The sequence below is a fragment of the Anaerococcus senegalensis JC48 genome, from assembly GCF_000321005.1.
Lineage (GTDB): Bacteria > Bacillota > Clostridia > Tissierellales > Peptoniphilaceae > Anaerococcus > Anaerococcus senegalensis.
Map to the genome: position 1 here is coordinate 133,508 of NZ_HE578909.1, position 24,788 is coordinate 158,295.

Below are 24,788 nucleotides of genomic sequence, written 5' to 3' on the forward strand. Positions count from 1 at the left end.
TTATAATAAAAACTATTAAAAGTTTAATCTTATTAATTTTTAAAATTCTTTCAAATACCTATAAGCGATCTCTGCCATAAGTCCTGATCCAATATAAAATACGCTCTCATCTACGTCAAATTTTGAATTATGGTGAGGATAAATTTTTCCATCTTTATTAGCCTTTAAATTATTCAAAGATAAGAATGTTCCCTTTGTTTCTTTTTCAAAAAAGGCAAAATCTTCTCCACCCATGGTAGGCTTTGAAATTTCTATTACCTTATCATCTCCCAAAATTTCTTGGGCTATATTTTTTACATAAGCTGTGAATTCTTTGTCGTTAATAACTGCTGGATAATATCTTTTATAATCAAGCTCAGCTTCACACCTAAAGGCCTTGGCAATACTTTCAGAAATTTCTTTCATTCTTTTTTCAACAAAATCTCTCACATCTTCATCAAGAGTCCTAACAGTTCCTTCTTCCCAAACCTCATCTGGAATAATATTTTGACAAGTTCCTCCATGAATTTGGCAAATAGAAATTAAGGCAGATTTTGTTGGATCAAGTTCTCTAGAAATTATTTTTTGTAGTGCAAGGTTAATTTCACTAATTGTAACGATTGGGTCAATAAAATTTTCAGGCCTTGCCCCATGTCCTCCGTGACCCTTAACTTTTAAGATAAAAGCATCCATAGAAGCCATCATGGCACCTTCTTTATAACCAACAGTTCCTGTTGGAAGATGACCAAAAATTCCACCTTCGTGTAGGCTAATAACCCTATAAACTTTTGGATTTTCCATACAGCCCTCATCAATCATAGGTTTTGCCCCACCTGGAATTTCTTCTCCTGGTTGGAAAAATATTTTTACCAAGCCATCAAGATCTTTTTCATTTTCTTTTAAAATTCTACAAGCTCCAAGAGCCATTGCCGTATGACCATCGTGGCCGCAAGCATGCATCTTTCCTTCATGAGTTGAACAAAAAGAAAGAGAAGTTTCTTCCTTAATAGGAAGGGCGTCCATGTCAGCTCTTATAGCTATACATTTTCCCTTATAATCACCAATTTCTGCAACTATGGCATTCCCATCAACCATTTTTTTGTAAGAAATATTTAATTTTTTTAATTCATTTTCTACATAAGCTACAGTTTCTGGGAGAGATAATTGTAATTCTGGAATCTTATGTAAATTTCTCCTATCATTAATAATTACATCTTCAATCTCTTTTGCTCTTTTCAAATAATTCATTTTATCACCACCATAAATCATTATATTTTTATTTTATCCTAGAGGGCTTTTGAAATCAAAAATATTTGAATTATAGTACTTACTTGTTTTTTATTTATAATATAGATAAAATAAAGATAAGAATATGATTAAAAGGAGCAATTATGAAAAAGAAATTAACACTTATTTTTGCTTTAACATTAGTTCTAACATCTTGTGGCGGATCAATGGTAAAAGTTAATCAAGCTGAAATAGCAAAAAATAAAGCTGAATTAGAGGCAAAAAACCAAAAAAAAGAAATCGAAAGTTTAGAAGCAGATAAGACAAAAGAAAAATCTTCTAAAAAAACAAAAAAAGACAAGTCAAAGAAAAAATTAAAATTAGAAGATGATTCTAAAGATAAGAAAACCAAAAATAAAAATAAAGATCATAAAAAATCTGAGAAAAAAAATGTAAAAAATAAAAATACAAAACAAAACGAAAATCAAAATACAAAAAATAATAATGAAAATAGTGAAAGAAACACGGAAAATGCAAATCAAGGCGAACCAAAACCTAGTCAAAACAATTCATCTAGAAAGTTTGTAAATTCTGACACTTCAGATAATTCTAGTAATCATCCAGAAGTATTAAATGATTTAAATGGAAAAAAATTCGTCTTTTCATCAGGTGCTGGCGGTTGGCAAACTGTTTTGAATTTTTCAGAAAATGGTAATTTTACAGCTAAATACGAAGATTATGACTTGGATTCTGTAGCAATTTGTGAATTTAACGGAAAATTATCCATAGATTCAAAAGTAAATGAAACTGCCTATATTTTAAGACTTGACAGGGCAGAAATAACTACTCCAATAAATACTGAAGAAGTAAAAAATATTGGTGGAAAAAATATGACTGTAAGATATGTTGATCTTCCTTATGGATTTGCAGTAAATAATGACAGCGATCATTCTTTCCAAGGAATGTTCTCACTTTATCTTCCTCTAAGAAAAAGATCTGAAATGAGCGCAGAAGTTAATCATTGGCTTGATATAACAGGAGAAAAAAACGTAGAAAAAGATATAAGTAGAATTTATTTGCTTGTAAATAACAAAACAATAGATACATTTAGAGAAAAAGTAGAATAATGAAATCTTATTATAAAAAAGATAAGTTAATTTTTGAAATAGGATATAATGAAAAAATCGAATCAATAAAAATTGTAGAAAAGGAGAAATTAGGAGAAAAATCTCCCCTAACAGACCTTTCCTTTAAAGAAATTTCAAAATTTCTTGATGGGAAATTAGAAAAATTCTCTTTTGAAATTAATCCCAAAGGCACAAACTTTCAAAAAAAAGTTTGGAAAGAAATAGAAAAAATACCATACGGAAAAACAATCACCTATAAGGATTTAGGAGATAAAATAAATTCCAGGGCCTATCAAGCAATAGGATCAGCTTGTGGCAAAAATCCTATTTTATTTAGGATTCCCTGTCACAGAGTCCTTGGGAAAAATAATCTGGGAGGATTTTCCTATGGACTTAATTTAAAGAAAAGATTATTAGAAATGGAAAAAAAGGAGAATTATGAAAAATAGTCTACTTACAATAATTATTGCTCTATTAATACTCACATCATGTGAAAAAAATCATGACAAAAATACAAAAGAAAATTCAAACACTAAAAAGAAAATAACATCTATGGAAATGAATTCAAATTTAAATAAGAAATATAATAAAAAAACTAAAAATAATAATGACCATGATTTTACTAATATTTACAAAGACTTAGAAGGGAAAAAATTATATTTTTCTTCAGGAGCTATGGTAGAAAGTCTATATTTTTACCAAGATGGCAAATTTGATGGCGCATATAAAAAAGGAATAGAAGGAAATATTGATATGGGCCTATTTAATGGTAAATTTAAAATCATAAAAAAATTATCCGATACATCTTATATATTATCATTAGAAGATATAAATTATGAAACTTCAGTAAATTCTGACAAAACTAAACATATAGGTGATAGAGATTGGTTAATACATTATGGAGAATCTGAAATATTCAACGAAAAAAATTTAAATGATCAATTCACATTATTTCTTCCAAAAAGCTCATTATCAAACTTTACAGAAGAAGAAAAATCGTTTATAAATATGGCTGATTTTGATAAAGATAAAGAAAATAAAGACTTTATAGAAAAATTTGCCCTAAAGAAAAATGATGATAAATCAATCCTTCTTGTTGAATTTAAATCTGATAGTGAAAAATTTAAAAAAACAGATAAAAACTATTATGAAGATTTATTATTAGACAATGCATCATTGTTTATAGATAAAAGTCAATTTGAATATTATGATATTAACCCTAAAGATCTTGGAATAAATTAAATATCAAAAACAAAAGGCACCAAAATAATTAAAAATTATTGGTGCTTTTTTAATTTTATTTGTTTTTTTTAAGAAAAATATATAAAATATTTATTTGTTTATTTTTATTCATTTTTATATTTATTTTTTATTATTTTTTTATTATTTTAAAAATATTGATTTTACAATATTTAAAGTCTTAAAATTTCTAATTTTTTTTGTATTTTATTTTTTTTGATATTAATTTCACTTATTACATTATAAGTATATTTTTATTTACAATTTATTTTTTTTATTACTTTATCATAAGATGTTTTTTATGAAACAATTATGTGCTAAAATAATTAATGTAGAAATTATGTAGGTATAAATTTTTCTTGAAATCTATACCTTCTTTATTTTTCTTTATTTTATTATTTACTTAATAATTCTTATTATCTAAATAAAATACACTCAGAAAGGAATTACTATGAAGAAAAAAGCAATTATACCTTCCTTGTTACTTGCTTTTTTTGCCTTATCAAATCCTTTAACAGCAAAAGCTGATAATAATTTTTTAAGTCAAAGACAAAGTACAGGAATGGAAATTCAAGGTTTAAGTCCTGAATTTAAAGAGTTTGAAAAAAATTCAGCTCAAAAAAATAATAAAATTTCTGACGGAGATGGATATATTCCAGAACCTTTTGAAATTGTTGACTCTAAAATTGAAAATCAAGCTGATAGACATTTGCCAAGAAGTTTTGATTTAAGAGATCACAATAAGGTTTCTCCAGTTAGAGATCAAGGGCCTAATGGTTCTTGCTGGGCTTTCGCAGCTTATGCATCATTAGAATCTACTTTAATGCCAGAGGTTCACGATTTCTCAGAAAAACATATGAGAAATACCCACTCTTTTGATTGGGCTCCAACAAAAGGAGGAAACAGATCAATATCAGCGGCCTACCTTGCTAGATGGTCAGGGCCTATAGATGAAAGTGATGACCCATATTCACCTTTTAATTTTAATTCAAGCCATTTATTAACCAGGTCAATGGATTCTGGAAATATTTTATTTTTACCTGATAAAACAAGTGTTCAATCAAATATGAACATTTTAAAAGAACACATTATGGATTATGGTGCAATTCAAACAGGTATGCACATGGATGATCAATTCTTAAATGAAGATACATGGGCACATTATAATTATAGTCCGATTTTAAGTAACCATGCAGTTGCAATTGTTGGATGGGACGATAATTATTCTAAATATAATTTCAAAAGTACTCCTCCTAGTGATGGGGCTTGGTTAATTAAAAACTCCTGGGGTACAGGTATGGGTATTGATGGTTATTATTGGATATCTTATCACGATTACAACGTTGCATCATCTAACGCTCAATATTTTGCAAATTCTAAAGGAAGAAATTCAAATATTTACCAATACGACTGGTTAGGAATGACTTCATCTTTTGGTTATAGAGGCCAAGGTTTTATGGCAAATGTCTTCCAAGCTTCTAACTATGATCAATATTTAAATACAACAGGATTTTTCACACAAGCTGATGATGCTGATTATGAAATCTATGTTGTAGATAATTATACTGATAAGTCTTCATTTAATAATATGAGAAAAGTTTCAAGTGGTCATATTGATAGTGCAGGATATCACACAATAGATTTTGGATCACAAAAAATAAAAGCAAATAATAAATTTGCTGTAATAGTTAGACTAGCAAGTAACTCAACTTATTATCCTTTAGGAATAGAAAAACCAATTAGAGGATATTCTTCTAGAGCAAGAGCAGGTTATGGAGAATCTTTTGTATCTGGTAACGGTTATGACTGGGATGATCTATCATCTTATAGTTATGGTACTAATGTTTGCGTAAAAGCATTTACTTCAAGAAGACCTACATCTGTAATAGATCATGACGATTCTAATAACGATGACTTCCCTAATGAAAATGACTTTACTTACAAATTAAATTTCAACGAAAAAACTTTATTTGTTGGTGAAACATTTAAATTAGATTTTGATAGTCCAAAAGATGTTTTATGGAAATCATCTAATCCTAATATAGCAAGCGTTGATCAAAACGGTAATATTAAAGCTAATAAAGCTGGTAAAGTAGAAATCAAAGCTTCTTCAAATGGAAAAAGCGATATAGCTGTTATTAATGTTATAGAAGATAAAAAGGCAAGATTTGAAGTTAGTACAGATAAAAAATCCTACGACCTAAATGAAAATGCCCTAATTAAAATTCAAGCTTACGATAAATTTGATAAATATTTAAGTGCACAAAAAGTTAATGTAAAACTTACACTTCCAAGTGGAAAAACTATGACTTTGGATAGACTTACAAATATCAATGGTTATACTGATGTTTATGCATATCTATCAAACTTAGGTGAAACTGGAAAATATAAAGTTAAAGTATCAGCTTTTGTTGAAGATTATTTAATTGAAGGTGAAACTTCATTTATTGTAAATGGTGATCAAGATAATCACACTTACAAATTAAATGTTAATAATAAAGACTTGAATGTTGGAGATAGATTTAAATTAGAATTTGATAGTGCTAATGAAATAAAATGGTCTTCATCTAATGAAAATATAGTAAGTGTTGATCAAAATGGTAATATTGTAGCTAAAAAAGCTGGTAGAGCAATAATAACTGCAAGATCATTAAATAAATATGATACTGCTATTATTAATGTTAAAGAAGCTAAAAAAGCTAATTTAGAATTAACAACTGATAAGAAAAAATATAGTATAGATGAAGATGCTAAAATAAATGTAGATTTATTTGATGCTGAAAATAATCCTGTTAGATATAGTAGAGTTGTTTTAAAACTTACTACACCAAGTGGAAAAACTCTAACTCTTGCAGAATTTACAAATAGATATGGACACGCTCAAACACAAGCATTTTTATCAAAATTAAATGAAATTGGAAGATATAAAATAGAAGCTTCTACTTATGTTGATAATAAATTAGTAGAAAAATCATGTGAATTTGATGTTTATAATATCGATACTCATACTTACAAGTTAAATATAAACGAAAAAAGTTTACTTGTTGGAGATATAATAAAACTTGATTTTGATAGTGCTGATCCAATCGAATGGAAATCAACAAATTCAGATATTGTAAGTGTTGATAGAAATGGTTATGTTTATGCTAAAAAAGCTGGCCAAGCTGAGATAATAGCTACATCAAATGGAAAATCTGATAAAGCTTTAATAAAAGTTTCAGAAAATAAAAAAGCAAATATAGAAGTTAAAGCAAACAAAAAAGATTATTATTTGGGAGAAAGCGCATTAATAAATGTAAAAATTCTAGATAACAATAATAATCCTATAAGAAATCAAAAAGTAAACCTAACTCTTCAAACACCTAGCGGAAAACTTGCAAAAATAAGTAAATATACAAATAATAATGGATATGCTACTATTAACGCAAAAGTTAATGAAAATGGAGAAGAAGGCCTTTATAAAGTCTTTGTTGATTCTTATGTTTACGGAAAATTAATTGAAGCTAGAACAGAATTTAATGTTAAAAAATATGTAGAAATTGATAAACACACCTATAAATTAAATACAAATGATAAATCTTTATTTGTAGGTCAATCATTTAAACTTTCTTTTGATAGTAGTAAAGAAATAAGCTGGCAATCATCTGATTCTAATATAGTTAGCGTTGACCAAAATGGTAATATTTACGCTAAAAAAGCTGGTAAAGCTATAATAACTGCTAAATCTAATGGAAAATCTGACAAGGCAACAATAACAGTTAAAGATAATAAAAATACTGATAATAAAAAAGCAAGATTTGAAATTAGTGCTAACAAAGATTCTTATGATCTTAATGATAAAGCCGTATTTAATATAAAAGCCTTTAATGATTATAATATGGTAGTTAGAGGAAATAGATTTAACGTAAAAGTTCAAACTCCAAGTGGAAGAGTGTTAAGAAATAGCAAATTAACTAATTTCATGGGAGAAGCTCAAATAAGCGTAAACCTAAATAGCATAAATGAACAAGGCGAATATAAACTTATAGTTTATGGAAACTTAATGAACAAAGAAGTTACTAATTCAATAGACTTTACTGTTGGAACCCCTGATAAATATATTGAAAAAATAGACAATCATTCCTATACTTTAAATGTTGATAAAAAAGAATTAAATGTTGGAGAAATGTTTAAACTTATATTAGACAGCTCAAGTAAAGTCCAATGGAAATCTTCCGATGAAAATATAGCTAGTGTTGATCAAAATGGTAATATCAAAGCTAAAAATCCTGGAGAAGTTACAATAGAAGCTGAATCTAATGGTAAAACAGATCAAGCTACAATTTCTATAAAAGATGACAAAAAAGCAAGATTTGAAATCGAAACAGATGAAAACTACAAAGCAAATCAAAAAGCTAATATAAGCATAAGCGCATTTAATAAATACGATATGGTCGTAAGAGGACAAAGATTTAATGTAAAAGTTATAAGTCCAAGCGGTGAAATTTATGAAACAAATAAAGTTACTGACTATGACGGATATGCTGATGTAGAAATAGATAAAGATTATCTAAAAGAAGATGGTGAGTACGAAATAGAAATTTCCGGAAAAATCATGGACAAAGAAGTTTCAAACTCAGCCAAGATAAATCTTGATAAAGACATCGAACTAAAACAAGATAATTTTGAAATAAACATTGGAGATAAGGTAGAATTCTTAAAAAATAAAGATGAAAACTATAGCTTCCAAATCGAAGATGAAGATATTTTAAAAATTGTTGATCAAGAAATTGTAGGACTAAAAGAAGGCCAAACAAAAGTTAAAATTTCAAACGAAAATCAAGAATTAATATTTGAAGTAAATGTTAAAGAAAAAGAAAATGACCAAGATAGAATTGTATTAATTCCTTTTGAAGACTTATCTGATGAAATAAAAGAACTTGGCGAAGTTAAAGTATTCAAGTTGATATCAAAAGATAATGAAGCAATTAAAAATCAAATGGTTGAATTAAATTTAGAAAAACCTTCTGGTCAAAAATATGAACTCGAAGTTGAAACTGACGAAAATGGACAAATAATTTTAGATTTAAATTCTGATTTATATGATACAGTAGGATCTTATAAACTTGAATTAAAAACACAATTAAATGAAAATGATAAGCTAAAATATTTCGATATTTTTAGTCTAGAATAAAAAAATAAATCCTCCTGAATAAATAATTCAGGAGGATTTTTCTATATAAAAATTTGAAAATTACTACTATGTTTTACATATTAGGCTCTATATAATTATAAGAATCTCTAATATCGGCAGATTTTTTTAATTTTTCTAGAATCTCAAGGACATCTTTCGATTCTTTTAATCTTTTTTCACATTCTTTTAAATCATTTTTTTCATATATTTCCCTAAAATAGTCAAATTCATAAAAATATAGAGAATTTTCATCTTTTATATCTAGATAATTTAATTTTCCATCTGAAAAATACTCAATCTTTTCAGCCTCTTGGATATTTCCACATACCTTAATGTAACCTTCTTGACCTTGGATTAAAATAAAGTTTTCTGATTGGCAATCTTTGGCATTTGTAAATGATACTGTTAAGTCCTTATAAGAAATTAAACCACTTCCTGCAATATCAACACCATAATCATTTATATTTCCAAAATATGAAAAATCATCTCCCTTTCCAAAAAGTTCATATATTAAATGTAGATTGTAAATTCCAAGATCTGCCAAGGCACCTGCTGAAAATTTACTTGTAAAAATATTTTCAACAATCCCCTCTTTGTATTTATCAAATCTTGAAGAATATTGAGAATAATTAATTATACATGTTGAAACTTTGCCAATTTTTTTAATTAAATCTTTCAAAACTTCAAGTCTTGGCAGATATTTTATGGAAATCGCTTCAAATAAAAATAGATTTTTTTCTTTGGAAATTTTTATAAGCTCATCAAGCTCTTTTGTATTTGTAAAAAATGGTTTTTCACAAATTACATTTTTCCCAGCTTCAAGGCACATTCTTGCTTGTTTGTAGTGTAAAGAATTTGGACTTGCTATATAAACAAAATTAATTTCAGGATCTGAAAGCATCTTTTCAAGTGAATCAAAACTTTTCTCTGCTCCAAATTTTTCCTTTAATTTATTAGCCTTTTTTATAGACCTAGAATAGGCCCCATAATACTTATAAGCTTCCATTTTTGTAAGTGTACTTAAAATATTGTGAACAATAAAATTTGAACCAATACTTGCAAATTTAATCATATAACCCACTCTTTTTTACCCTTATATAAAAAATAATTATAGAAATAAAATAACAAATAATAAATAAATACATTAAAGAATATTTTGTAAATACCATTCCTATTAGTAAATCAATTAGAAATGAAGGAATCATTGATTTAAAATAGGTCAATCCAATATATTTATCTCCAATCAATGGCCTTGGATATTCTGTAAATATAGGCTTATTATAAAATAACAAGACTATATTCTCACTTGCCAAAGTCCCTAGAATTAATATCAAAATATTAAAAAAATCTTTAATATTTACAAGTTTATATTTTAATAAAAAACTAAGTAAAAACACTATAATTACTAGGATACTTACTAGAAAAATTGCAAATAAATTTTTACTTAAAATATATGATAGGATATTGTTTTTATTAAGATTTTTCTTGTCTTCAAAATAAATTTCATCCGTAAGACAAGCTTCTCTAAAAATAAGAGAAGTCAAAAGTGAAATCGAAAAATAAAATAAAAATATTAACTCATCTGCCTCTATCATTATTTTCAATAATAGATATGCCAATGCAGAAATTGTAAGAATAATAAAAATTAATTTTTCATCAAAAAATCTTTTGAATGTATCTTTAAAAAACATATATTCTCCTAATAAATTTCTACCCAAAATTTGGGTAAACCAATTATAGGAGGAATTATGAAATATTTTTTATTAATATGTTTAGTAGTATGGATTATCTTTATCAAATCCATACAAAAAAGGATAAGTATTAAGATCATGTTTTTACCAATATATTATTTTATTTGCCTTGGACTTTTTTTGATTTTATTTTTGATAATTTACAAATACTCTTTTACTTTTCTAGATTTTTCCATAATTTTCTTGATAAGCTTCGGATTTTTCTTATCCTTAAAAAGTCAAGGAGTTACAAAAAATTCTATTATTATTTTTGAAAAAATTCCTGATCTTCCAAAATTTATAAAGTTTAAAGACATAAAAAATATAGAAACTATAGAAAATTCAAAATATCCAAAGTGTAGAATTTGGGCTTATGGAAATTTTTATGACATTTACTTCAAAAATTATGAATCTCTAGATACTTTCAAAAAAATTATATTTGAAAATTACAATAAATCTTGCTAATACACTAACTTTTCAATATTTTCCAAACAAAACTCTAAAATCTAATATTTAAAACTACAATTAGCCTTGTTTTAAAAATTCAGCTTAAATTTTAAAATAAATTCAACTATGAAAAACATTTTTACCTTTAAAGACAAAAGCTTTTTTTAAAAAAATCAATGTTTTAAGAAGTTTTTGTCTTTATTTTCAAAAATCCCATTAAATTTTTAAAATATCCTATTAAAGAAGATATTCTTTTGAAAATTTCTAAAAACTCTAAATTTTTATATCTTAAATCTTATTAAATACCATATTTTTTCAAATTTTTCTAAGAAAAAGTTTATAATTTATATTTAAAACTTTGCATCCTTATCTCATAAAACAAATGTTTTTCTATTTTATTTTGATTGTTTATTTTTTTAATCTATATTTTAAAATATATTTTCTTAAGTATCTTCATAAGAATAACATCTTTAAAATTTTTAATGATAATGCAAATCATTCTTGACATTTGTTATTTTTATTGCTAATATTTAATTGTCGATAGTTAATTAACTAAAAATACAAATTTATAAATTAAATAATAAGGAGAATAAAATGAAAAATAAAAAATCACTTAGTTTAATTGCCCTTTTATCTTTGGGCCTTGTTATGACAGCTTGTGGGAAAGATCAAAAAAATGATGAGACTTCAAGTTCAAATGTTTCTCAAGAAATGAAAAAAGATGATGCTTCTAATGTAAGCGATTCTTCTTCAAATATGGAAGAGAAAAAAGAAGACTCAACAGATGTAAGTCTTTCTGACTGGGAAGGTGAATGGAATGATATGGGCGGATATCTTGAAAAAGATGAAGTTCAAAATGCTTTTAAAACTTTAGCTGAAAAAGAAAAAGTTGATGAAAAGGAAGCTAAGGAAAATTATTTAAAGAAAAGAAAATGTGATTTTGGTGGTCTTGAAATAAAAGATAACAAAATCAAATTCTTAAAAGATTTCCCTGATAAAAAAGGTGAAGTTATAGGTGAGAGCGAATATAAATATGTTGAAAAACAAGAGGTTGAACACGGTGGCCATAAATTAGAATGGGATATTTTTGAAGCTGTAAATGATGATGCACCTTATAAATTTATTCTTATGATGCCAATTCACGGTGAAGAAAGCCTAACACATTTCCACATGAGATATGGCGATGACAAAGATAAATTATTAAAAGATGAAGGTTGGTTCCCTACTTTTGTAAAACCAAACACAACTGATGCACAAATAATTGATGAAATTACTGAATAGATTATATGGGTTGAAATTTTTCAACCCTCTTTCTAAGGAGGAAGAATGAAAAAAAGATATATAAGTTTTTTTGTTTTCTTACTTTTTCTATTTAGCTCTTGTGCAAATAAGAATGAGCACTCTTCTGATAAACCTTTGGTTTATACTTCTTTTTATCCTGTTAACGAAATGACAAAAATGATTGGTGATGACACAATAGATGTTGAATCTTTTATGCCCCTTGATAAACAACCTCACCTTTGGGAGCCAAGTCCTAAAGATATGAAAAAATTAGCAAAGTGCGATCTTTTGGTTGTAAATGGTGCCAATATGGAACCTTGGCTTGATAAGGTTAAGGAAAATTTACCAAATCTTGATATTTTAAAATTATCTGACTCTGTTGACCTTATTACTTATAAGGGAGCAGCAGCTATCGGTGATTTTCAATACATGTCCAAGGTAAATTTAAAAAAGGGAAAAAATAAATTTGATTTTGGCCACACTCATGAAGATATGATGAGGGTTGCCTTTATAAAAGATGATGGTAGTCGTGGAGAAAATTTGGTGAAAAAATGTAAAGATATAATGAGCCAAAAAGGAGAGTTGATTCATCAAAAAGAAACTTTCGACCTTGAAGAAGGAAAGGTTTATGGTCTTGAGATGGGACATGAATCTGGAGAGGTTTTCTTTAATGTTCCAAAAGATGGAGACTATATTTTTATAAGCGACAGGATAAGTGAAGATCTTCTTCCATATAATTTGGTTGGAAGCGATGGTAAATTTTTAAAAGATGAAAAAAAGGAAGAGCCTTTGATGGAAGGTTCATCTTCTGGATTTGATAAAATAACTTATGATCCCCACTCATGGTTATCCATTACCAATGCAAAAAAATATTTAAATGCTATCAATGAAAAATTAACCGAGAAATATCCGAAAAATGAAAGAGTTTATAGGAAAAATAAATTAAAGTATGTTGATAAACTTACTGATATTGATGCAAAATATAAGGAAAAATTTTCAAAAATCGATAAAAATAATAGAAATTTTTTAGTAATTCATTATGCCTATGCTTATATAGCAAGAGATTTTGATTTGTTTCAATATCCATTACAAGGATTGACCAGTTTAGAAAATCCTAGCCTTAAAACTATAAAAAAAGCCATAGACTTTTCTGAAAGTAAAAATATTTCCACAGTTTTCTATGAATATGGACAAAATCCAAAGCAAGCTAAAGCCTTAGCCGAAGAAATCGGTGGAAAAGTATCCCCTCTTGCCTCTATGGAATATGTGAATAAAGAGCAGGAAAAAAACAAACTTAATTATATTGATCTTATGGAAATGAACCTTGAAAATCTCTACAAATCTATGAGCGAGGAGGAAAATAATGAAAGCAATATCAATTAAAAATTTAAATTTTTCTTATTCACAGACTCCAGTTTTAAAAAATTGTAATTTAGATGTTGATGTTGGTGAATTTACAGTTATTCTTGGCGGAAATGGGTCAGGTAAATCGACTTTAATAAAGCTTATGCTTGGAGAATTAAAAAAGAATAGTGGAGAAATTAAAATTCTTGGAAAAAATATTGAAGATTATGTTTCTTTCAAAGATATTGGTTATGTTCCACAAATAAATATAGTAAATAAAATTGCCTTTCCTATAACTTGCCTTGAGCTAGTTTCATTAAATCTTTATGAGGAATTTGGCTTTATCAAAATTCCCAAGAAAAATCATTACCAAAATGCAAAAGATATATTAAAAAAAATGGGCATGGAATCTTATATCAACACTCCTGTAAATGAATTATCGGGAGGTCTTGCTCAAAGAGCAATGATTTCAAAAGCTATGATAAATGATCCAAAAATTTTGATTCTTGACGAACCAACAGCGGGAGTTGATAAGTATTCTAAGGACCATTTTTTTGAAACAATAGATTTTCTTTCAAAAAAATTTAATGTAACTATAATTATGGTTACTCATGAATTAAAAGAGATGGAATCTTTGAGTATTGATTTTACAAAATATGAAATGGTAGAAGGGAGTTTGAAAAAATGCTAGAATTTGCTTTTATGAGAAAGGCTCTTATTTTGGGATTTTTACTTTCTATTATGATTCCTATAATAGGAATTGTTATGGTAAATAGAAAAACTTCCATGATAGGTGATGCCCTATCTCACACAGCTCTTGCTGGAGTTGGGATGGGCCTAATATTAGGTTTTGATCCACTTTTAGGATCTTCAATCGTATGTGTTGTCGCTGCTTTTTTGATAGAATTTATCAGAAAAAAACTTCCCCAATATGGGGATATGGCAACAGCCGTTATTATGAGTACAGGACTTGGAATTGCAGCTATTCTTTCAGATTTTGCTCCCGGGGGAAATTCTTTTGAATCTTACCTTTTCGGATCAATTTCATCAGTTACAGATAGAGATATAGTAAACACAAGTATTGCCTTTATTTTGGTTTTAATATTATCAATTTCAAGATACTCATCTCTTTTAGCTATAGCAATAGATCCAAATACAGCTAGGCTTGCTGGAGTAAAAGTAAAAAGCTTAGACGCATCTTTTACTCTCCTTGCAGCCATAACTATAGCCTTGTCTGTAAAAATAATTGGAGCTTTAATGGTTACAAGCTTAATAGTTTTACCAGTAGCAACAGCCTTAATTATTGCTAAAAGTTATAAACAAACATTTTTTATAACAATTACACTCGGCGTAGTCTATATGATGCTTGGTATTATTCTAAGCTATCAATTCGATATAAAGCCAGGTGGAGCAATTGTTGTAAATTCAATAATAGGAATGTTATTCTTTGTTTTATATAAAAAGTTAAGAAAAAATAAAGTATAAAAGTTGGGCTTTACAAAATATAATATTTTGTAAGGCCCATTTTAAATTTAAAAAATTTACCCAGCTTAGTTTTGCTTTCATAAATTTGATAAATTAATATCTTTAATTATAGATTAAAATATATAGTATTGATTAATAAGTAGCGTTTTGATAAAATTATAATAAATTATGAAGAAAATTTGTTTATGAAAGGAAGTCATATGAAAAAAACAATTACAAAAATTTTATTTGCTGTTTTGGGACTGTGCGTTATTGGAGCAATCGCTTTTTTTGCCTTTGGACAAAAAGATGGAAAGAATATTTTGAAAAAATCTGATGGAAAAATTGATACTTCAAAAGCAGACATTAAAGTTGAAATTAGTGGTTTTGACGGCTATGGAAAGGCTAAACTTTCAAAAAAAGAAGTTGAGAATTTGGATATAGAATCTTTAAATGATGATTATTCTGCAGAAGATATTTTAGATAACATTGATATAAAATTAAAAGCTAACAAATTAGAAAATCTTTCTAATGGTGATGAAATAAAGGTTACTATGAATTTTGAAAATAATTCAGACCTTGATATAGATATTTCTAATAAGAAAGTCGTTAAAAAAATTAAAGTTAAAGGACTTGAAGAAATTATAAATTCTTTGGACGATTTTGATGATGATACCCTTGATAGGATGAATAAGGATGCAATCAAAAATCTTTCAAAAGATTTTTACGATCCAAATAAGGGCTCTGATATAGATCATTATTATAATGGGGATAAGATGAATTATGAATTTAACCAACTTGCTACCCTAGAAAAACCTCTAACTGAAGAGGAAATTATTGAAAAAAGCAAATTCGATAACCAAAAATCTTATGCTATTGCCATGATTTATGAAATTAAATTTGAAGAAATTAAAGAGATGGATTGGGATGACGATGCTGATGAGACAATAATCACTAAAAAAGAAGATAAGGTAAAATATGCTGTATTTACTTTTGAAAATATCCAAAAAAATAATGGTGGAATTATTTATTCTACAAACAGACCTTATTTAGTTGATAGCGAAGAAAAAGCTTTAAATCAAATAAAATATGATGGTTATGAATTAATTAATGATGAAGATGAAAAAACTGAAATAAGTAATGAAACAAGTAATGACGAAAAAAATCAAGATAATAAAAAAGATAATAATGTTTCAAATAATTAAATTTAATTTGTAAAATTCATTATTATTAAAAAATATAATAATAAAAGAGGCTAATAAAGCATCTCTGACTGTCGACAAACTAAATTTTTTCCCATTTCGAGCGAACGAAGTGAGTCGAGAAATCTCGTGAGATCTCTCCGTGCGTTCGTTTCACTCACTTAGTCGAGATGGGTCAGAGATTAATTTAATTCTAATTACTAATGATTTTTTATAATTAGACTTTGTCAACGCTCTGAGAGGCTAATAAAGCCTCTTTTTTATCCCAAAACTTCAGATTTTTCTTTTGTTTTTTCTTTTTTATTGGCAAAATTTATTTTTCCTTCTTTTACTGTAAGATTTATTACCATATCTTTAGATAATTTTCCTTCCAATATTTCTTCTGCCAATTGGTTGTCAATTTTATTTGTAATATGACGTTCAAGTGGTCTTGCTCCATATTCTTTTGAAAATCCACCTTCTGATAACAAATCAACAACTCTCTTGTTATAATTTATTTCTATACCAAGATTTTTAAGTCTTTCTTTTGTTTCATCAAGTAAAATTTTTGTAATTTCTTTAATTGCATCTTCATCAAGGGAATTAAACATAATTATATCGTCAAGTCTGTTTAAAAATTCTGGAGCAAAAGCATTTTTTATGGCCTTATTTATAATCTCCTTATTTGAATCTTCAATTTCCTTATCAACATCGCTAGTTCCAAATCCAATTTTTGGATTTTGATTTAAAGATGAAACTCCAACGTTACTGGTCATTATTATAATTGTATTTTTAAAATCTACAGTTCTTCCTTGACCATCTGTAAGCCTTCCATCATCTAAAATTTGTAAAAGTAAATTGAAAATATCTGGGTGGGCTTTTTCAATTTCATCAAATAAAATTATAGAATAAGGATGTTTTCTTACAGCTTCTGTAAGTTGTCCACCTTCTTCATAACCAACATATCCTGGAGGAGATCCAACAAGTCTTGACACAGCAAATTTTTCCATATATTCACTCATGTCCATCCTAATTAAATTGTCCATATCTCCAAATAAATTTTTGGCCAAAGATTTGGCAAGATATGTTTTACCAACTCCTGTTGGTCCTACAAAAATAAATGATCCTATTGGTTTATTTGGATCTTTTAGTCCAACTCTAGATCTTTTTATTGAGTGAGAAATAGCATCAATAGCCTTATCTTGACCTATAACTTCTTTTTTAAGATCAATATCTAGATCCATATATTTTTGTTTTTCATCTTCTGTTAATTTTGTTATTGGAACTTTTGACCAATCTGAAACTATTTTTGCTATTTGATCAAATCCAATTTTTAAATTACTTTTATTTTCTTTTTCAAATTTTTCGCGAGCTTCGTTTATTTGATCTCTAAGACTTGCAGCTTTTTCAAAATTTTGCTCATTTATCGCTTGAGCTTTTTCTTCTATAAGTTTATCCAAAATTTCTTTGTTTGAACTTTGATCTTTGTTTTCTCTATAATTTTTGATTCTTTCTTTTGAACAAGCTTCATCAATTACATCAATCGCCTTATCTGGCAAAAATCTATCTTGGATATATCTTTGTGATAAATCAACTGCAGCTTTTATGGCATCATCTGTAATTTCTACCTTGTGATGATCCTCATATTTATCCTTTAATCCTTCAATTATTTTTATAGTGTCATCTTTATTTGGTTCTTCTACGTGAACTGGTTGCATTCTTCTTGTCAAAGCTTGATCTTTTTCAACGTGTTTTCTATATTCATCAATTGTTGTTGCCCCAATTATTTGAATATCACCCTTAGCAAGAATTGGTTTTAAAATATTTGCTGCGTCCATGCTTCCTTCGCTTGCACCAGCTCCCAAAACCATATGAAATTCATCAATAAATAAAATTACATCTTCTCTTTGTTCAAGTTCTTCAAATAATTTTTTAAGTCTTTCTTCAAAATCTCCACGATATTTAGTTCCTGCAATCATACTTGCAAGATCTAGAGAAACAATAGTTTTATCTTCAATAATTATAGGAACTTTATTTTCAATAATTCTTTGAGCAAGTCCTTCAATTATGGCAGTTTTACCAACTCCTGGATCTCCAATCAAAATTGGATTATTTTTGCTTCTTCTTAAAAGAATTTGGATAACCCTTTCGATTTCTCCATCTCTTCCAATAACTGGGTCAATTTTTCCAGCCTCTGCCAAGTCATTTAAATTTTTAGCAAATTTTTTAAGATTTTCGCCCAAACTTTTGGATGAATTTATAGATTTTTCATCATTTTGTAAACGAATTAAATTATCTCTGATATTTTTTTTATCAAGTCCTGATAGCATAAACATAAGATTTGTAAATGAATCATCATCGTTTAAAATTGCAAGAAGGACATCTTCCTCGCTTGCAGAGATTTTTTTTCTTTTTTGGGCAAAAAGTCTTGCCCTATCTAAAATTTGTCTTACTTTATTTGAATATTCTTTTGTTGGTCTTACTGCTGACCCCTTGCCAATATTATTTATTACAATTGATCTTAAAAGCTCATAATTTGCTCCGGCTTCTTCCAAAGCTTTTGTTGCAAGAGAACCAGTTTTCATAAGAGCCAAAAGCAAATGTTCAACTCCTATATAATCATGGCTAAGAGAATAAGATTCCCTTCGGGCCTGACCCGTTAGCCTATTTAATTTATTATTTTCCATTATCTAGCCTCCATATATGAATTAAAAAATTCATATCTTTCTTCATCTCTATTTCCCTTAAACTTATTCTTTGTAATATTGAAAATCAAATAATCAATTTCTTGATTTGATAGTTTTGTAGAAAATCCCAAAACATTATATTTTTTCAAATCATAAAGACAATTTATCATGCTAGTTAAAGTTTTTAAATTCTTACTAAAAAGATTAGTTTCTAAAATTTTTATAGAATCTTTTATATCTTCATCATTTAAACCATTTAAGCTTTGAAAATCTCTCCTAAATCTTCTTTCATTTCTAACAACAGTATCAAGAATTATTTCGAAATTTTCTAGATATTCGCCCATATCTTTTCTATAATTTCCAAAATTTTTCAAAATATAAATATCATCATCATAAGATTTAAAATATTCTGGAACAAATCTTGTAATATAAATCCCGTCATGAGCAAGACTTGATTTTAATGTTAGATAAGCTTGGCTATTATCTAAAAGTCCAAACAAAAACATCTTTAATCTAATTTCAATCCCATTTCCAGAATTTCTTCCAAAACTTGTTAGATATCCATATTGAGGAGAGAAAGCAAAATCGAATTTTTTATCCAATTTCTCCTCAATTTCCATCGCTCTATCATAGGAAGCTTTAATTTCTTCCCCAAAATTTGTAATATTTATAGAAATATGGTCGCTATCATTTATTACAATAACATGGTCATCAGAAAAAATGAATCCTATAACTGCTTCCTTATTCTTAGAATCAGAAGAAATTATTCCTGCATTTATTAATTTATTTAAAGTAATCTCATCTAGCTCATCAATTAATATTAAATCATCCCCATAAATTTCCCTAAAACTTTCTATTATTTCTAGGGAGTCTTCTTCTGACATATTATTTGGGAAATTATATCCTTCAATATTTCTTTTCAAAGATAAGTTATTTTCAAGTATTATGTCCTTATAATAGTCTATCAATTTCTCACCTTCATATTTAATTCATCTATTTTTTCTTTAAGATCTTGAGCCTTCTCAAAATCTTCAATCTCAACTGACTTTTGCAACTGTTCTTGTAAATTCTTAATCTTTATTGCCACTTCCCTAAAATCTCTATGTTTTCTTGGGAATTTTCCATCATATTTTTTCAAATTATTTACAACCTTTAGAACCTCTCGGCTTACTTTTTTATCAAGCTCATAACAATGTGGGCAACCAAAAATTCCAGCCTTTATATTTGCCACAGAATTACCACACTCTGGACAATGTTCTTCTTTTAATGATGAAAAATAATCATAAGAGAAATTATTTTTGGAAATTTTATAATCATAATAAGAATCTATAATTTGATCAAGGCTTGGTACAAATTTTTCTACCAAACTTCTCCAATCAAAATTATTTACATCAACTTCTTTATAATCTTCAAAACCTGTAACTTCACCTTTAGATAATTTTTGTACACAATCATTGCAAAGGTGAAAGTCATGTTCTGTACCATTTACTATTGCCTTTACAGTAACACTTGCTTCATTATCACATCTGTCGCATTTCATATAATCAACTCCTTATTAGAAAGCTTAGTAAAATATTTTTTACTATATCATGCCTTACTAAATTTCTCTTATTTTTTTCTACATTCATAAGCGACTTATCAAGAGTTGCATAAACTGCAATTCCCAATTCTTTCTCGTCCATATATCCCTTGTTAAAAAGTTCTGTAAAAAAACTTTTCGCCCTTTCTTCAGTTAATTCTTTATCTAAATTTTTAATAATATATTTTATATAATCATCTTCATCTTCGACTATAGTAATAATTCTTATAAAGCCATTGCCGCCTCTTTTGCTTTCAATTAAATACCCGTTATAAGGTGTAAATCTTGTAGAAAGCACATAATTAATTTGACTTGGAGAACACTCAAACCTTGTCGCCAAATCATTTCTACCAATTTCTACAAAACCTTCTTGAGTATTATCCAAAAGAGCCTTCAAGAATTTTTCTATATCAGACGTTAATCCTGCCATAGATTTACCTCGATTTCTTTGACTTTCTCTGACCTTTTATTTTATTGTACACTAAAATAGTATAGATTCAAGAATAATGAACTTATAAAAATTTATAAAAAAAATAAGGCTAAAAATTTAGCCTCAGACTGTTGACAAACTAAAAATTTAACCATTTCGACCGAACGTAGTGAGTGGAGAAATCTCATGAGATCTCTCCGTGCGTTCGTTTCACTCATACTAAAACACGTTTGCCTTGCTAACTTTTTCGTGCTTTCGCACTTAGTTTTAGGGATAAATATGCCAAATCAAGGCATATTTATCTAGTCGAGATGGTACGTAGCTTTATTTTTATTATAAAATAAAATATTATCTACATTCGTACTTTGTCTATGCTCTGAGGCTAAAAAATTTAGCCTTATTTTTAATCATCTCTTCTATTTCCAAACAAAATCCAAAGTCTTAAAAATTGAAGAGCAGTAGAAATTGTTGCTGCAACATAAGTTAGGGCAGCAGATTTTAACATATCTTTTGCATAATCATTTTCAACTCCAATAAGCATACCAGATTCTTTTAAAACTTTTAAAGCTCTTCTTGAAGCATCAAATTCTACAGGAAGTGTAATTATTTGAAAAATTAATACAAAAGAAAAAAGAAATATTCCAATAGTAATTAATTTTCCCATAGAAAGAAAAATCCCTAACAAAATCATAGGAAAAGATAATTTTGATCCAAGATTTACAGCTGGAACTATGTAGGATTTTATTTTTAAAGGAATGTAACCTTCCTTATATTGAATAACGTGTCCACATTCGTGAGCTGCAACAGCTAAAGATGCAATTGATGTATCAGTCATAGAAGTTTCTGATAAAGCTATTTCTTTACTTACTGGATTAAAATAATCAGATAGAGATCCCCTAACTTTTTTTATTGAAATATCGTTATAAGAATTTGTAGACAAAATATATCTTGCCGCATCAAAACCTGTTATAGATTTTTGAGTTTTTATTTTTTTATACTTATCAAACTTTCTTTGAATATTAGCTTGAGCAAGACTACTAATAAGAAGTCCAATCAAAACTAAAAAATAAGTTCTGTCGAAATAAAACATAATTTTCTCCTTTTATTTTTTTTCAATATACTATTGGAATTTTTTATTTCAATTGGAAAAAATAAAATACAAGGAAATTAGAAAATTAAAAAATAAATATAATAAAGAAAACTCTTTACTACTAAAACCAGTTTTCTTCGAAAGCTTTTACGTGATATCGCATTATTTTTTAGAGATAATTCTGACAAATCTAGGCATAATTATCTGCTCGAGGTACGTTGCGCCTTGTTTAATTTCAAATAATTATAATTTATAGAAATAGACTTTGTCTAAACTGTGAAAATTTAAAAAAATTAAGTAAATAAAAAATAAACTCTTGTTAAAAATTAAAAAAATAAAAAAGCTAACAAGAAATAAAGAAAACTTTAGCAATTAAATACATAAAAAATGAACCCATCTCGAGCTTGTCGAGAGATCTCTTTATCTAAATTTACAAAAAATTAATTACAATTCTTGAAAATTTTTGGCAAAATAAAAAGACCTCTCTGGGTCTTTTTATAATATAGAAAAGAATAAGTTAGTCCTAGTTTTCTATAGGGAAAACTATAAGGAATTAATAATGAAAAACCTAGCTATTTACTAGCTAATATTATTATAGCATGATTTTTGAAAAATGCAAACTTTTTTTTCTTATTTTTTTATTCTTGATTTTCCAACGTTTTTTATGGTAATTTTCGTTTTCCTAAACTAAGATTTTATTTATATCTATCTACTTCTTTTTGAAGTTTTTCTGCATCCTCGCTATCTCCTAATAAAACCAAGGTGTCATCTTCTTGAATTTTCCAATTTGTATCTGGATTTATTTTCATTTCTCCATCTCTTTTATAAGCAATTACCATCATCTTATATTTTTTTCTAAAATCTATTTCAGATAAAGTTTTACCAACAATATCATCAAACGCTTTTAGTTCAAGCATAGAATAATTGTCAGAAAAATGGAAAAATTGTAGAAGATTTGATCCAGCTATACTTCTTGCAAGTTTTTCTCCCATATCAATCTCAGGGAAAATTATTTGATCTGCTCCAATTTTTTTCAAAATTCTTGCATGATTTTTGGAAGTTGCTTTGGCTATTATTTTTTTCACTTCATGGTCTTTTGCAAAAAGTGTTGCTGCCATAGAAGCTTCCAAGCTTTCTCCTGTAGCAATTACAGCCACATCAAAATTTCCCATTCCTAATTCTTCAAGTGCTTTATCATTTGATATATCACATTGAACTGCACTTGTAACTTTATCAGAAATATTTTGCACCAAATCATAATCTTTATCCACTGCCATAACTTCCAAACCATCTTCAAAAAGTTTTATTGCTACTCTTTCTCCAAATCTTCCAAGCCCTAAAATTATTGCACTTTTATCCATATTTATCTCCTAACCTATACTAATATTTGCTTCTGGATATCTAATATATTTTGTTTTTGATTTAAGTCCAATCGAATAAGCCATTGTCATTGGACCAATTCTTCCCAAATACATACTTAAAGTTATCAAAATTTTTCCGATTTTTGAAAAATCTCCTGTAATTCCTCTACTTGCTCCAACTGTTCCGAAGGCTGACGCTACCTCGTAGAAAATGTCTAAAACTTTAAAATTTTCACTCAAAGATAAAATAAATATTACCAAAAATATTAATCCCATATATACCATTATAATTGCAAGAGCCTTTCTAATAGTTTTTGAGTCAATATGTTTATTAAAAATTTTAACCTCATCTTCTTGTTTAAAAATTGAAATTGTTGATAAAACAAGAACTCCAAAAGTTGTTGTTTTTAATCCTCCGGCAGTTGATCCTGGAGATCCTCCTATAACCATCAAAACTATTAAAAACAAAACGCTGGTGTCATGCATTTGATTTAATTTTACAGAGTAAAATCCTGCCGTTCTTGCAGAAACAGATTGAAATGTTGATTGCAATATAGAATTTTTAATTCCTTCTTGGTACAAAACTCCACCAGCTTGTCTTTCTATCAAATAAAAGGCAAAACTTCCTATTACAATAAGAAAAGCACTTATTATTAAAACTAATTTTGAATGGGTAGATAATTTTTTGAAAGATCTTTTCCTAAAAAGTTCTGCTGTAACCATAAAACCAAGTCCACCAATTACTACAAGACTCATCAAAGTTACATTTATCAAAGTATCATTTCTGTATGGATAAATCGAATCTCCCAAAATATCAAATCCAGCATTACAAAACGCAGAAATCGAATGGAAAATTGAATACCACCAACCCTTTCTCATTCCAAAAATCGGAACAAAACGAAGAGATAATAAAAATGCTCCCAAAAATTCTACCAAAAATGTAAAAACTAAAACATACCTAAATAGTTTCATAATTCTTTTAAGGCTATCAATATTTAATTGTTCTTTTAAAATTTGTCTTGATTTTAAGCCGATTTTTTTTCTCAAAAGTAAGGGAAAAAGTGTCGCCAAAGTCATTACACCCAATCCTCCGATTTGAATTAAAATTAAAATCAAAAGATGACCATAAGAATTCCAATGCTCTGCCGTATTTACTGTTGTAAGTCCAGTTACACAAGATGCTGAAGCTGCTACAAACATGGAATCAATTAAATTTGTAGGCTCTCCACTTCTTGTAAAAATTGGTAAAGATAAAATACATCCTCCAATAATAATCAAAATCGCAAAACCCAAGGTCAAATACAAGGGTGGATTTGATGTGATTTTATCTGATAATTTTTCCAAAAAATTTTGTTTATTTTTGCTAATATTTCTCATTTTCCTTCCTTAAATAATAAAAAATAAATTATATCCTATTTCTAGGCTATCTCATCTAATTTTATACCCTAG

General features: G+C 27.6%; 20 protein-coding genes. 10 read left to right on the forward strand and 10 right to left on the reverse strand.

The window, feature by feature from the left end:
- Positions 1-39 precede the first annotated feature (39 nt).
- Positions 40-1,227 (reverse strand): M20 metallopeptidase family protein, encoded by a 1,188-nt coding sequence (locus ASHG_RS08430; RefSeq protein ID WP_040398894.1) that lies wholly within the window; start codon positions 1,225-1,227, stop codon positions 40-42.
- Positions 1,228-1,370: 143 nt separating this feature from the next.
- Here ASHG_RS08430 and ASHG_RS08435 point away from each other — a divergent pair, with 143 nt between their 5' ends.
- The 4 genes from ASHG_RS08435 (at position 1,371) to ASHG_RS08450 (ending at position 8,745) form a co-directional block, all read left to right on the forward strand.
- The gene (locus ASHG_RS08435; protein WP_040398841.1) at positions 1,371-2,333 is read left to right on the forward strand and encodes a hypothetical protein; all 963 of its coding nucleotides are present in this window, start codon (positions 1,371-1,373) and stop codon (positions 2,331-2,333) included.
- Positions 2,333-2,782, forward strand: a complete 450-nt coding sequence (locus tag ASHG_RS08440) for a methylated-DNA--[protein]-cysteine S-methyltransferase (protein ID WP_040398842.1) — start codon at positions 2,333-2,335, stop codon at positions 2,780-2,782. The genes ASHG_RS08435 and ASHG_RS08440 overlap by 1 nt, the downstream gene beginning before the upstream one ends.
- On the forward strand, positions 2,772-3,575 hold the full coding sequence (locus ASHG_RS08445; RefSeq protein WP_040398843.1) for a hypothetical protein: 804 nt from the start codon (positions 2,772-2,774) through the stop codon (positions 3,573-3,575). Before ASHG_RS08440 ends, ASHG_RS08445 begins: the two co-directional genes overlap by 11 nt.
- A 448-nt stretch (positions 3,576-4,023) precedes the next feature.
- The gene (locus ASHG_RS08450; RefSeq protein WP_040398844.1) at positions 4,024-8,745 is read left to right on the forward strand and encodes a lectin like domain-containing protein; all 4,722 of its coding nucleotides are present in this window, start codon (positions 4,024-4,026) and stop codon (positions 8,743-8,745) included.
- Positions 8,746-8,818: 73 nt separating this feature from the next.
- On the opposite strand, the gene ASHG_RS08455 is transcribed toward ASHG_RS08450, so the two are convergent.
- On the reverse strand, positions 8,819-9,817 hold the full coding sequence (locus ASHG_RS08455) for a Gfo/Idh/MocA family protein (protein WP_040398845.1): 999 nt from the start codon (positions 9,815-9,817) through the stop codon (positions 8,819-8,821).
- Positions 9,810-10,436 (reverse strand): hypothetical protein, encoded by a 627-nt coding sequence (locus ASHG_RS08460; RefSeq protein ID WP_040398846.1) that lies wholly within the window; start codon positions 10,434-10,436, stop codon positions 9,810-9,812. The genes ASHG_RS08455 and ASHG_RS08460 overlap by 8 nt, the downstream gene beginning before the upstream one ends.
- 57 nt (positions 10,437-10,493) lie before the next feature.
- Here ASHG_RS08460 and ASHG_RS08465 point away from each other — a divergent pair, with 57 nt between their 5' ends.
- The 6 genes from ASHG_RS08465 (at position 10,494) to ASHG_RS08490 (ending at position 16,216) form a co-directional block, all read left to right on the forward strand.
- Positions 10,494-10,940 (forward strand): hypothetical protein, encoded by a 447-nt coding sequence (locus ASHG_RS08465; protein WP_040398847.1) that lies wholly within the window; start codon positions 10,494-10,496, stop codon positions 10,938-10,940.
- A gap of 576 nt (positions 10,941-11,516) precedes the next feature.
- Positions 11,517-12,203, forward strand: coding sequence for a ZinT/AdcA family metal-binding protein (locus ASHG_RS08470; protein WP_040398848.1), 687 nt, complete (start codon positions 11,517-11,519; stop codon positions 12,201-12,203).
- Positions 12,204-12,248: 45 nt separating this feature from the next.
- On the forward strand, positions 12,249-13,586 hold the full coding sequence (locus ASHG_RS08475; RefSeq protein WP_040398849.1) for a metal ABC transporter solute-binding protein, Zn/Mn family: 1,338 nt from the start codon (positions 12,249-12,251) through the stop codon (positions 13,584-13,586).
- The gene (locus ASHG_RS08480; protein ID WP_040398850.1) at positions 13,567-14,238 is read left to right on the forward strand and encodes a metal ABC transporter ATP-binding protein; all 672 of its coding nucleotides are present in this window, start codon (positions 13,567-13,569) and stop codon (positions 14,236-14,238) included. The genes ASHG_RS08475 and ASHG_RS08480 overlap by 20 nt, the downstream gene beginning before the upstream one ends.
- A complete protein-coding gene (locus ASHG_RS08485; protein WP_004814465.1) occupies positions 14,232-15,032 on the forward strand; it encodes a metal ABC transporter permease in 801 nt (266 codons plus the stop codon). The genes ASHG_RS08480 and ASHG_RS08485 overlap by 7 nt, the downstream gene beginning before the upstream one ends.
- 200 nt (positions 15,033-15,232) lie before the next feature.
- On the forward strand, positions 15,233-16,216 hold the full coding sequence (locus ASHG_RS08490; RefSeq protein WP_244264292.1) for a hypothetical protein: 984 nt from the start codon (positions 15,233-15,235) through the stop codon (positions 16,214-16,216).
- A gap of 257 nt (positions 16,217-16,473) precedes the next feature.
- Here the strand turns inward: ASHG_RS08490 and ASHG_RS08495 are convergent, their stop codons facing one another.
- From ASHG_RS08495 to ASHG_RS08525, 7 genes are all read right to left on the reverse strand, one after another.
- Positions 16,474-18,879 (reverse strand): ATP-dependent Clp protease ATP-binding subunit, encoded by a 2,406-nt coding sequence (locus ASHG_RS08495; protein ID WP_040398852.1) that lies wholly within the window; start codon positions 18,877-18,879, stop codon positions 16,474-16,476.
- Positions 18,879-19,847: an ATP--guanido phosphotransferase gene (locus tag ASHG_RS08500; protein WP_040398853.1), complete on the reverse strand. Its 969-nt coding sequence runs from the start codon at positions 19,845-19,847 to the stop codon at positions 18,879-18,881. Before ASHG_RS08500 ends, ASHG_RS08495 begins: the two co-directional genes overlap by 1 nt.
- Complete coding sequence (locus tag ASHG_RS08505) at positions 19,844-20,419, reverse strand: transcriptional regulator (RefSeq protein WP_040398854.1); 576 nt, start codon at positions 20,417-20,419, stop codon at positions 19,844-19,846. The genes ASHG_RS08500 and ASHG_RS08505 overlap by 4 nt, the downstream gene beginning before the upstream one ends.
- 4 nt (positions 20,420-20,423) lie before the next feature.
- A complete protein-coding gene (locus ASHG_RS08510) occupies positions 20,424-20,888 on the reverse strand; it encodes a CtsR family transcriptional regulator (protein WP_040398855.1) in 465 nt (154 codons plus the stop codon).
- 403 nt (positions 20,889-21,291) lie between these two features.
- Positions 21,292-21,978: a zinc metallopeptidase gene (locus tag ASHG_RS08515; protein ID WP_040398856.1), complete on the reverse strand. Its 687-nt coding sequence runs from the start codon at positions 21,976-21,978 to the stop codon at positions 21,292-21,294.
- A 695-nt stretch (positions 21,979-22,673) separates the two neighbouring features.
- Positions 22,674-23,339, reverse strand: coding sequence for a potassium channel family protein (locus ASHG_RS08520; protein ID WP_040398857.1), 666 nt, complete (start codon positions 23,337-23,339; stop codon positions 22,674-22,676).
- 9 nt (positions 23,340-23,348) lie between these two features.
- Positions 23,349-24,716, reverse strand: coding sequence for a TrkH family potassium uptake protein (locus tag ASHG_RS08525; protein WP_040398858.1), 1,368 nt, complete (start codon positions 24,714-24,716; stop codon positions 23,349-23,351).
- Positions 24,717-24,788: the final 72 nt, after the last annotated feature.